The 10412-nt window shown below is 67.9% G+C and carries 8 protein-coding genes and 1 tRNA gene; 4 read left to right on the top strand and 5 right to left on the bottom strand.

The genetic code is table 11. The annotated features are described in order from the left end of the window. Window positions 1–116: 116 nt before the first annotated feature. The gene (locus IAE56_RS19200; RefSeq protein WP_200753627.1) at window positions 117–863 is read right to left on the bottom strand and encodes a sulfite exporter TauE/SafE family protein; all 747 of its coding nucleotides are present in this window, start codon (window positions 861–863) and stop codon (window positions 117–119) included. Between the two features lie 97 nt (window positions 864–960). On the opposite strand from IAE56_RS19200, the gene IAE56_RS19195 reads away from it, so the two are divergent. Together IAE56_RS19195 and IAE56_RS19190 are read left to right on the top strand one after the other, a co-directional pair. Beyond that, window positions 961–1860, top strand: a complete 900-nt coding sequence (locus IAE56_RS19195) for a LysR substrate-binding domain-containing protein (RefSeq protein ID WP_200753626.1) — start codon at window positions 961–963, stop codon at window positions 1858–1860. A 50-nt stretch (window positions 1861–1910) separates the two neighbouring features. After that, a tRNA-Leu gene (locus tag IAE56_RS19190) sits at window positions 1911–1997 on the top strand. Window positions 1998–2242: 245 nt separating this feature from the next. Here IAE56_RS19190 and emrB read toward each other — a convergent pair. Genes emrB through IAE56_RS19170 form a run of 4 tightly spaced genes read right to left on the bottom strand, consistent with a single transcriptional unit; the run spans window position 2243 to window position 6960 of the window. Beyond that, window positions 2243–3829, bottom strand: a complete 1587-nt coding sequence (emrB, locus tag IAE56_RS19185) for a multidrug efflux MFS transporter permease subunit EmrB (RefSeq protein WP_108768326.1) — start codon at window positions 3827–3829, stop codon at window positions 2243–2245. Window positions 3830–3836: 7 nt separating this feature from the next. Beyond that, complete coding sequence (gene emrA, locus IAE56_RS19180; RefSeq protein ID WP_108768325.1) at window positions 3837–5015, bottom strand: multidrug efflux MFS transporter periplasmic adaptor subunit EmrA; 1179 nt, start codon at window positions 5013–5015, stop codon at window positions 3837–3839. Between the two features lie 11 nt (window positions 5016–5026). After that, a complete protein-coding gene (emrC, locus tag IAE56_RS19175; protein WP_200753625.1) occupies window positions 5027–6520 on the bottom strand; it encodes a multidrug efflux transporter outer membrane subunit EmrC in 1494 nt (497 codons plus the stop codon). Continuing rightward, entirely contained in the window at window positions 6517–6960 is a 444-nt protein-coding gene (locus tag IAE56_RS19170) for a MarR family transcriptional regulator (RefSeq protein ID WP_108746304.1), read from the bottom strand. Before IAE56_RS19170 ends, emrC begins: the two co-directional genes overlap by 4 nt. A 177-nt stretch (window positions 6961–7137) precedes the next feature. On the opposite strand from IAE56_RS19170, the gene IAE56_RS19165 reads away from it, so the two are divergent. Together IAE56_RS19165 and parC are read left to right on the top strand one after the other, a co-directional pair. Then, on the top strand, window positions 7138–8013 hold the full coding sequence (locus IAE56_RS19165) for a helix-turn-helix transcriptional regulator (RefSeq protein WP_234456210.1): 876 nt from the start codon (window positions 7138–7140) through the stop codon (window positions 8011–8013). Between the two features lie 59 nt (window positions 8014–8072). Continuing rightward, window positions 8073–10316 carry a DNA topoisomerase IV subunit A gene (parC, locus tag IAE56_RS19160; RefSeq protein ID WP_200753623.1) on the top strand — a complete coding sequence of 748 codons (2244 nt, stop codon included), beginning with the start codon at window positions 8073–8075 and terminating at the stop codon, window positions 10314–10316. The last annotated feature ends 96 nt before the right edge of the window (window positions 10317–10412 follow it).

Below are 10412 nucleotides of genomic sequence, written 5' to 3'. Positions count from 1 at the left end.
CCCCGGGCGGCGGCCGCCCCGCCCGCCGCCCCCCCCCCCCCCCCCCCCCCCCCCCCCCCCCCCCGACTCTACGAAGGCGCATCGCGGCAGCGCCGGGCCATGCCCGGCGAACGTAATCAGAACAGCGGCCGCAGTATCAGCTCCAGTCCGAGCAGCAGCAGGAACCCAAGGAAACACGCGCGGAACACCCGTGCGCTGATGCGCTGGCGGATCATCTGCCCCAGCCACATGCCCAGCAGCGCCGGCACAACCGCCAATGCACTCAACCCAAGCTGCTGCACACCAAACGCACCGTTGATCACCAGCCCGGTGGTCAAGGAAATGGTCGACACGGTGAACGCCAGGCCCAGCGCCTGCACCAGCTCCTCGCGCTGCATGCCCAGCGACTGCAGGTACGGCACCGCCGGCATCACGAACACACCGGTGGCGCCGGTGACCATGCCGGATATCGCACCGACCAGCGGCCCCAGCCAGCGTTCGCGCCGCTGCGGCACGCGGAACACCGGCGCCACCAGCGCGTACAGCGCATACACCACCAGCGCCACGCCCAGGGCCACCCGTGACCAGGTGCGGTCGACCCGCACCAGCAGCGCGGCCGAGCCCAGCGTCACCACCACCACTGCCAGCATCATCGGCCACAGCCGCCGCACGGTAGGGCCCAGCGAAGGACCGGACAGCAGCTGCCACGCGTTGGTCACGAAGGTGGGAATGAACAGCATCGACGCCGCCGCCACGGGTGACAGTGCGCCGCCCAGCAGGCCCATCGCCACCGTCGGCAGGCCCATGCCGGTCACGCCCTTGACCACGCCGGCCAGCACGAACACCACCACCAGCAACCCATAGAAGTGCATCGTCTCGTTCATGCTGCCATTGGAGCGGGCGCGACACAGGCGCACAATGCGGTCTTGCCGCCCTAGCCTTCGGATCAGCCGAAGGCAGGGCCCGACCGGAGTACCAGCTATGCGGATGGACATCGCCGACCTGCGCCTGTTCCTGGCTGTGGCCGATGCCGGCAGCATCACCGCCGGCGCTGCGCTGGCCAACCTGGCACTGGGCTCGGCCAGCGAACGCCTGCGCGCGATCGAAGCCGATGCAGGCACGGCACTGTTGAACCGGCATCCGCGCGGGGTCAGCCTGACCGAAGCCGGGGCCGCCCTCGCCCACCATGCACGGCTGATCCTGCAGCAGCAGGCGCAGCTGCGCAGCGAGATGGACGCCTTCGCCCACGGTGCGCGTGGCACCCTTCATCTGTATGCCAACACCGCGGCGCTGACCAACTACCTGCCCTCGCGGCTGGCGCCCTGGCTGGCGCAGCGGCCGCGCCTGCACGTAGAGCTGCACGAACGCACCAGCACCGATGTCGTGCGCGCACTCGCCGCCGGCCAGGCCGAGGCGGGCATCATCAGCGATGCCGTGCCGGCCGACGGCCTGCAGCGGCACGTGGTATCCGAAGACCCGCTGGTGATGCTGCTGCCCGCCAACCACCGCTTCGCGTCGCGACGCACACTCGACTTCGTTGATGTGCTGGGCGAGACCTTCGTCGCCCTGGCCGATGGCAATGCACTGCAGACCTATGTGGAGGAACTTGCGGGCGAGGCCGGACGCCGGCTCGATGTGCGCATCCGCATGAAAACCTTCGAAGGGCTGTGCACGATGGTCGGCCATGGCATCGGCGTCGGCATCGTGCCGAAGACGATCGCGCGGCAGCATCGACGCAGCACGCACACCGTTGCGATACCACTTGCCGATGCCTGGGCGCAGCGTCGCCTGTGCGCGTGCTTCGCCGACTGGATGCGGTTGTCACCGGCGATGCGCAGCCTGCTGCAGCACCTCGGCGTACCGCCGCAGAAAAAAGCGTGAAATGTTGTTGACACATCCTCAGTCGTTCCCCATAATTCGTCTCCTGAGTCGCCCAGGTGGCGGAATTGGTAGACGCACTAGCTTCAGGTGCTAGCGGGGGCAACTTCGTGGAGGTTCGAGTCCTCTCCTGGGCACCATGACTCAGCAAATGATCAAACCCGCGAAAGCGGGTTTTTTCATGTCCGGCGTTCGAGAACTGCGCGAATGCGAGGGCTCCATCCACGCATGGCGTGGATCTACTGGATGATCAAACCCGCGAAAGCGGGTTTTTTCATGTCCGGCGTTCGGGCATGTCCACGCATCGCGTGCATGTACCGCGATGGCGCCACAAACAAAAACCCCGCCTTCCGGCGGGGTTTTGTTTTTCATCCACGACGATTGGTCAATGCCCGCCGGCAGACGCCGCACCGGCACCGGCACCGAACGGCGGCTTGGCCAGCCACAGGAACGCGATGATCGCCAGGAACGTCCAGCCCAGCAGGTAGAAGATGTCGTTGAACGCCATCTGCGATGCCTGGTGGTTGATCATGTTGTTGAGCACCGCTGCACCGTTCTGCAGGTTGCCCTGCCCCATCGCCGCCACCTGGTCCTGCATGCCCGGCTGGTAGGCCGAGATGTGTTCGGTCAGGTCGGCATGGTGCACCTGGGTGCGACGTGCCCACAGCCACGTGGTCAGCGATGCAGCGAAGCTGCCACCCAGCGTACGCAGGAACGTGGCCAGGCCCGAACCCGCGGCGATCTCGCGACCGTCCAGGTCCGACAACAGGATCTGCAGCACCGGCATGAAGAACAGCGCAACGCCAATACCCATGATCAGCTGCACGCCGGCCACGTGCGCGTAGTCCACCTGCAGGTTGAAGTCCGAGCGCATGAAGCTGGTGAACGACAGGAACACGAAGGCGAACGAAGCGATCATGCGCATGTCGAAGCGCGAGGCGTACTTGCCCACGAACGGCGTCATGATCACCGGCAGGATGCCGATCGGCGCCGTTGCCAGGCCCGCCCAGATGGCGGTGTAGCCCATGTCACGCTGCAGCCACTGCGGGATCAGCAGCGACACGCTGAAGAACGCCGCATAGGCCACCACCATCGCCAGCGTACCGGCGCGGAAATTACGGTGACGGAACAGCTTCAGGTCGACGATCGGATCCTTGTCGGTCAGTTCCCAGATCAGGAACACCGCCAGCGCCACCACGGCCACGCAGGCCAGCACCACGATCTTGGTCGAGGAGAACCAGTCTTCGTCGTTGCCCAGGTCGAGCACGAGCTGCAGCGCGCCCACGCCGATCACCAGGGTGATCAGGCCGACGTAATCCATCTTAGGCTTCTCGATCTGCTCCGGGCGCCCCTTCAACTGGTTGCCCACCACCAGCGCGGCGAAGATGCCCAGCGGCACGTTGATCAGGAAGATCCATTCCCAGCTGTAGTTGTCGGTGATCCAGCCACCGAGGATGGGCCCGCAGATCGGCGCCACCACGGTGATCATCGCCAGCAGCGCCAGCGCCTGCCCTCGCTTCTCGCGTGGGTAGATCGACACCAGCAGCGACTGGGTGATCGGGTACATCGGCCCGGCCACGAAGCCCTGCAGCGCACGCGACACCACCAGCATGCCCATGCTCTGCGCAAGGCCGCACAGCAGCGAGGTGATGACGAAGGCCAGGGTGGCCCAGATGAACAGCTTGCGTTCGCCGAAGCGACGGCTGAGCCAGCCGGTCAGCGGCAGCGCGATGGCCGTGCTGACCGCGAACGAGGTGATGACCCAGGTCGCCTGCTGCGAACTGGCGCCGAGGTTACCGGCGATGGTCGGCAGCGAGACGTTGGCGATGGTGGTGTCGAGCACCTGCATGAACGAGGCCATCGCCAGGCCGACGGTGCACAGGGCCACGCTGGGCGGCAGGAACCCGGAGGCCGCACCCGGCGCCGCCGGTGCGCCCGGAGTGCCGGGCGCCGCTGGAGCTTGTGCGGACATGTCGACCTCAGCCCGCGTTGGCCTGCTGCGGCAGGTTGCCTTCGATGATCGTGTGGATCACCTCGTCGGCATCATGCAGCTGCTTGGCATACACATCGGTGTCGAACACCGTGCCCTTGGCGGCGGCGGTCGGCAGCACTTCACCCTTCTGGTCGCGCAGGCTCACTTCGGCCTTCATCGACAGGCCGATGCGCAGCGGATGTTCGGCCAGCTGCTTGGCATCGATGGCGATGCGCACCGGCACGCGCTGCACGATCTTGATCCAGTTGCCGCTGGCGTTCTGCGCCGGCAGCAGCGAGAACGCCGAACCGGTGCCCAGGCCCAGGCTCTGGATGCGGCCCTTGTACTTCACGTCACCGGCGTACAGGTCCGACTTCAGCTCCACTTCCTGGCCCAGGCGCATGTGGCGCAGCTGGGTTTCCTTGAAGTTGGCTTCCACCCACATCTGCTCGGTCGGCACCACGGCCATCAGGGCATTGCCCGGCTGCACGCGCTGGCCAACCTGCACCGAACGACGGGCGACATAGCCGGTGACCGGCGCGACGATGCCGGCGCGGGCATTGTTGAGGAAGGCCTGGCGCAGCTGTGCGGCGGCGGCCAGCACGTCCGGCTGGGTGGCGATGACGGTGTCATCGACCAGCGCGCGGTTGCGCTCGACGGTCTCGCGCGAACCGGCCACGGCGGCTTCGGCGGCGGCCAGCTCATCGCGGGCGTGGGCCAGTTCTTCGTTGGAGATGGCGCCGGTGGCGGCCAGGTCCTTGCGGCGGGCGAAGTCTTCGCGCACGCGCTTCAGGCTCACCTGGCGGGCGTTCAGGTCAGCCTGCGCGCCCTCCACGCTGCGGTACAGGCCGCGGGTCTGGCGCACGGTCTTGGCCAGGTTGGCTTCGGCCTGCTGCAGGGCGACGGAGGTGTCGGCCGGGTCCAGCTGCACCAGCAGCTGGCCGCGCTCGACGCGCATGCCGTCATCGACGTTGATGGCGACCACGGTGCCGGCCACCAGCGGGGTGATCTGCACCTGGTTGCCCTGCACGTAGGCATCGTCGGTTTCTTCGAACCAACGGCCGAACATGAAGTACCACAGCGCCAGTGCGGCAAGCAGCAGCACGACGATGACGAACAGGCCGCGCAGCAGCTTGCCGCGGCGGTTGGGAGCGGCCGGGGCCGCGGTGTCTTGGGTCTGGCTCATGGCGTGGGTCTTCAGGAATGCGAGGAATCGGAATGGGAGGCGATCGGTGCGGCGTCGGCGTCACTGGGCTGGAAACCACCACCCAATGCCTTGCTCAGGCGCACCGAGGTCTGCACCTGCTGCGACTGCAGGCCGGCCAGCTGCTGCTGCGACTGCAGCAGGATGGACTGCGCGCTGAGCACGTCCAGGTAGCTGCCGATGCCGGCGCGGTAGCGCTGCTGGGCCAGGTCGAAGGCCGCGTGGGCGGTGTCCACCGCCTGCTGCTGTGCCTGCGCCTGCTGGGCCAGCGAACGCACCGCGTTGACCTGGTCGGCCACGTCGCGCAGCGCGTCCAGCACGGACTGGTTGTAGTTGGCCACCGCCAGGTCGTACTGCGCGTCGGTGTTGTCCAGGTTGGCGCGCAGCTTGCCGCCTTCGAAGATCGGCAGGCTCAGCGCCGGGCCGATGTAGGCAAAGGTGGAGCTGCTCTTCAGCAGGTCGCCCACGTTCGGGGCGACCACGCCGGCCAGCGCGGTCAGGTTGAAGCTCGGGTAGAACTTGGTCTTGGCGACCTTGATCTGCTTTTCGGCCGCTTCCACGCGCCAGCGCGCGGCGACGATGTCCGGACGACGGCCGAGCAGTTCGCTGGGCAGCACGCCCGGCAGCTGCAGGGCCAGCGGGTTCAGCGCCTGCGGGCGTTCGATCGACAGGCCACGGTCCGGGCCCTTGCCGACCAGCGCGGCCAGTGCGGTGCGGGCGGCGTCGATGCGCTGCTGCGCGGCCAGCAGCTGCTGGTGCGCGGCCGGCACGCGGGCTTCGGACTGGCGCACCTGCAGGTCGCTGTCGATGCCGGCGCTGCGGCGCTGGCGGGTCAGCTCCAGCGACTTCTGCGAGCGCGTCAGCTCCTGCTCGGCCACGTCGTTGAGCTGCCAGGCATAGGCCAGTTCGGTGTAGGCCTGGGCAATGCCGGCGGACAGGTTCAGGCGTGCGGCCTGCGCATCCACGGTGGCCGCGTGGGCGCCGTCAACGGCGGCTTCCCAGGCAGCGCGCTTGCCGCCCCACAGGTCAACGCCGTAGCTGAAGTTGAAGGCGACCTGGCTGCTGCCGCCGTAGCGGCCGCCCAGCTCGTCGCCGAGCATGGATTCGGGCAGGCGCAGGCCGGTGTAGCCACCGGACACCGACAGGCTGGGCAGGCGCTCGGCACGGCTGGTGCCGACCTGCGACTGGGCCTGGCGCAGGCGCGCATCGGCCGCGTCCAGGCTGGGGTGGCCGGCCAGGCCTTCGCTGATGAGGGCATCGAGCTGGGGATCGCCCAGCGCCTTCCACCAGTCCTGGGCCGGGAAGCCAGTGGCGCTCAGGTCGCTGTCGGCCAGCGTGCGCTCGCTGTGCAGGCTGTCCACGTCGAGCACGTGGCCCTGCGGGTTCAGGCCACGGCTGCTGGCGCAGGCGGCCAGGGCCAGGGCCAGCGCTGAAACCAGCAGCGCGCGCCCGGACCGGCGGAGAGTGGGATGCGGGATCGGGTTCATGGGGTCGTCAGGGAATCGCGGATTCGGGTCAGGAGGGACAGCAGCAGCGTGCGTTCGTCGGCGGACAGGTCGCGCAGGGCGAAGTCCATCACCGCGTCGCCGCGCTTCTGCAGCCGCGCCCAGAGGGCACGGCCTTCATCGGTCAGAACGATCTGCAGGGCCCGCCGGTCCTGGCTGTGCGGCTCGCGGCGCACGCAGCCCAGGGCTTCCAGCTTGTCCAGCAGGCGGGTCACTGCGCTGGGCACCTGGTCGATGGCCTGGGCCAGTTCGTTGGCGGTGCACGGGGCCATGCGGGCCAGCAGCTTCAGGCCGATGTAATGGGTGAAGCCGATGCCGAGGTCTTCTTCGGCCATGGACGCATCGAGCTGGCGGACCAGGCCGTCGCGCACCTGGCGCAGCAGCAGGCCGAAGCTGGGGGGGTTGGAGGACGGACAGATCATGGGGGAGCATTTTCTTCCAAAAAAAATATTTCTCAATGGAAATATTCGATCTGGCATCGAATGCTGTGTTGCAGCAACGGGCTCGATCAGTGAAGGCGCTACCTTAATGGCCCCCGGAACTGGCCCGGTAGTACAATCCAGCCAATGAATGTCACATTCCAGCCACCCCCGACGGTCATGACGGCAGGTGAACCCGGCCCGCCCACCCTGCTCCGCGAGGTGGCCATGGACTGGTTCGAGCGCAACGATGGCCCGCCGGTCATCGGTTTCCGCTTCGACAGCCCGCAGGGCCTGGCCCGTGAAGTGGACTGGCACCATCACGCCCGCGCCCAGCTGATCTACGTCGAACGCGGCCTGCTGACTACCCGCACCTCGCACGGCACCTGGTCGCTGGCACCGGGCTCGGCCGGCTGGATGCCGCCGCTGGAACCGCACACGGTCAGCCTGGACGGCCCGATGCGTGGCTGGGGCATGGCCCTGGCCGCGCCGGCCTGCGCCGGGCTGCCCTCCGACCCCTGCGTGCTGGGCCTGTCCAAGCTGGCCCAGGCGGTGGCCGAGCGCATCTGCGAATGGCCGCTGGACTACGTGCTCAGCGACGACCGCGAGCACATCCTCAGCGTCATGCGCGACGAGATCCGTACCGCGCCGCGCCAGCGCATGCACCTGCCGATGCCGCGCGACCGCCGCCTGCTGAAGATCGCCTCGCAGCTGCTGGCCGAGCCCTCCGACGAGCGCAGCCTGGCCGAATGGGCGCACTGGGCCGGCCTGTCGCCGCGCAGCCTGACCCGCCACTTCCGCGACGAGACCACCCTCAGCTTTGCCCAGTGGCGGCAGCAGGCCCGCCTGGCCGAGGCCCTGCGCCAGCTCAGCGAGGGTCGCAGCGTCGCCGATATCGCCCACGCACTGGGCTTCAGCAGCGCCAGCGCCTTCGTCACCGTGTTCCGCCGCCACTTCGGCCTGCCGCCCGGGCGCTACCTGGCGCGGGTCGGCCACGGCCTGGAACCGGGGCTGGATCCCGCACGTGGCTTGGCATCCCCCGCCGCATCCGGATAATCAGTGCATTGAGAGCGCCGACCGCCGTCTTCGCCTCCCGACATAGGTAACAACGCCGCATGACCGAACCTGCCCGCCCCGTTTTCCACGGTTTCGAACAATTGCCGCTGCGCGAGTACGCCGAACGCGCCTACCTCGACTATTCGATGTACGTGGTGCTCGACCGTGCCCTGCCGTTCATCGGCGACGGCCTGAAGCCGGTGCAGCGCCGCATCATCTATTCGATGAGCGAGCTGGGCCTGAATGCCGCGTCCAAGCCGAAGAAGTCCGCGCGCACCGTCGGTGACGTGATCGGTAAGTACCACCCGCATGGCGACAGCGCGTGTTACGAGGCGCTGGTGCTGATGGCACAGCCGTTCTCCTACCGCTACCCGCTGATCGAGGGCCAGGGCAACTTCGGCTCCAGCGACGACCCGAAGTCGTTCGCGGCGATGCGCTACACCGAATCCAAGCTGACCCCGATCGCCGAAGTGCTGCTGGGCGAGCTCGGCCAGGGCACCACCGACTGGGCGCCGAACTTCGACGGCACCCTGCAGGAACCGACCTGGATGCCGGCGCGCCTGCCGCACCTGCTGCTGAACGGCACCACCGGCATCGCCGTGGGCATGGCCACCGACGTGCCGCCGCACAACCTCAACGAGATCGTCAGCGCGCTGCTGCACCTGCTGGATGATCCCGATGCCAGCGTGCGCGACCTGTGCGAGCACGTGAAGGGCCCGGACTACCCGTCCACCGCCGAGATCATCACCCCGGCCAACGACCTGCGCACGATGTACGAGACCGGCAACGGCAGCGTGCGTGCGCGTGCGACCTTCACCAAGGAAGCGAACAACGTGGTGGTCACCGCGCTGCCGTTCCAGGTGTCGCCGTCGAAGGTGATCGAGCAGATCGCCGCGCAGATGCGCGCCAAGAAGCTGCCGTGGCTGGAAGACATCCGCGATGAATCCGACCACGCCAACCCGGTGCGCGTGGTGCTGGTGCCGCGCTCCAACCGCGTCGACGCCGACCAGCTGATGGGCCACCTGTTCGCGACCACGGACATGGAGCGCAGCTACCGCGTCAACCTCAACGTGATCGGGCTGGACGGCCGTCCGCAGGTAAAGAACCTGAAGATGCTGCTCAGCGAATGGCTGGCGTTCCGCGGCACCACCGTCACCCGCCGCCTGCAGCACCGCCTGCAGAAGGTCGAGCGCCGCCTGCACCTGTTGGAAGGCCTGCTGGTGGCCTTCCTCAACCTGGACGAGGTGATCCACATCATCCGTACCGAGGACGAACCGAAGGCAGCGCTGATCGCGCGCTTCGGCCTGTCCGAAGACCAGGCCGAGTACATCCTGGAAACCAAGCTGAAGCAGCTGGCCCGCCTGGAAGAGATGAAGATCCGCGGCGAGCAGGACGAGCTGGCCAAGGAGCGCGAGAAGATCCTCGGCATCCTCGACAGCAAGGCCAAGCTGAAGAAGCTGATCCGCGACGAACTGACCGCCGACGCCAAGAAGTTCGGCGACGCGCGCCGTTCGCCGCTGGTGCAGCGCCAGGCCGCGCAGGCCATCGACGAAACCGAGCTGGTGCCGAGCGAGCCGATGACCGTCGTGCTGTCGGAGAAGGGCTGGATCCGCGCGGCCAAGGGCCACGACATCGATGCCGCCACCCTGTCCTACCGCGATGGTGATGCCCTGCAGGGCTCGGTGCGCGCGCGCAGCACCCAGCAGGTCGCCTTCCTGGACAGCGAAGGCCGCGCCTACTCGACGCCGGTGCATACCCTGCCCTCGGCGCGCGGCAACGGTGAACCGCTGACCGGCCGCTTCTCGCCGGCTCCGGGCACCAGCTTCGTGACCCTGGCCAGCGCCGAACCGGATGCCCGCTTCGTGCTGGCCTCGACCCACGGCTACGGCTTCGTCACCCGCTTCGAGAACCTGATCGGCCGCAACAAGGCCGGCAAGGCAATGCTGAACCTGTCGTCCGGTTCCTCGGTGCTGACCCCATCGGCCGTGGCCAACGTGGCGACCGACCGCATCGTGGCGGTGACCAGCTCGGGCAACCTGCTGGCGATCGCCGCCAACGACCTGCCGGAACTGGACAAGGGCAAGGGCAACAAGATCATCGAGATCCCCAAGGCCAAGCTGGCCACCGAGCGGGTCGTGGCGATCGTGGCGATCAGCCCGGGGCAGACCCTGCAGGTGCGCAGCGGCCAGCGCACCATGGGCCTGAAGTTCAACGAGCTCGACGCCTACCTCGGCGCCCGCGCCACCCGCGGCCACCTGCTGCCGCGCGGCTGGCAGAAGGTCGAAGGGTTGTCGGTGGAATGACGGGGAACGGGGGTCAGAGCCGTTTTCGTTGAAAACGGATCTGACCCCGGACACGAAAAAACCCGGGGTTACCCGGGGTTTTAGTTTGTGGGGGGG

It is taken from the genome of Stenotrophomonas sp. S41, from assembly GCF_016624625.1.
GTDB lineage: Bacteria > Pseudomonadota > Gammaproteobacteria > Xanthomonadales > Xanthomonadaceae > Stenotrophomonas.
This window is presented reverse-complemented; position numbering and strand designations above follow the sequence as displayed.

Excerpts from the sequence above, each read along its gene's own strand:
- IAE56_RS19200 (WP_200753627.1), bottom strand. The coding sequence starts at position 863 with ATGAACGAGACGATGCACTTCTATGGGTTGCTGGTGGTGGTGTTCGTG.
- IAE56_RS19195 (WP_200753626.1), top strand. The coding sequence starts at position 961 with ATGCGGATGGACATCGCCGACCTGCGCCTGTTCCTGGCTGTGGCCGAT.
- emrB (WP_108768326.1), bottom strand. The coding sequence starts at position 3,829 with ATGTCCGCACAAGCTCCAGCGGCGCCCGGCACTCCGGGCGCACCGGCG.
- emrA (WP_108768325.1), bottom strand. The coding sequence starts at position 5,015 with ATGAGCCAGACCCAAGACACCGCGGCCCCGGCCGCTCCCAACCGCCGC.
- emrC (WP_200753625.1), bottom strand. The coding sequence starts at position 6,520 with ATGAACCCGATCCCGCATCCCACTCTCCGCCGGTCCGGGCGCGCGCTG.
- IAE56_RS19170 (WP_108746304.1), bottom strand. The coding sequence starts at position 6,960 with ATGATCTGTCCGTCCTCCAACCCCCCCAGCTTCGGCCTGCTGCTGCGC.
- IAE56_RS19165 (WP_234456210.1), top strand. The coding sequence starts at position 7,138 with ATGACGGCAGGTGAACCCGGCCCGCCCACCCTGCTCCGCGAGGTGGCC.
- parC (WP_200753623.1), top strand. The coding sequence starts at position 8,073 with ATGACCGAACCTGCCCGCCCCGTTTTCCACGGTTTCGAACAATTGCCG.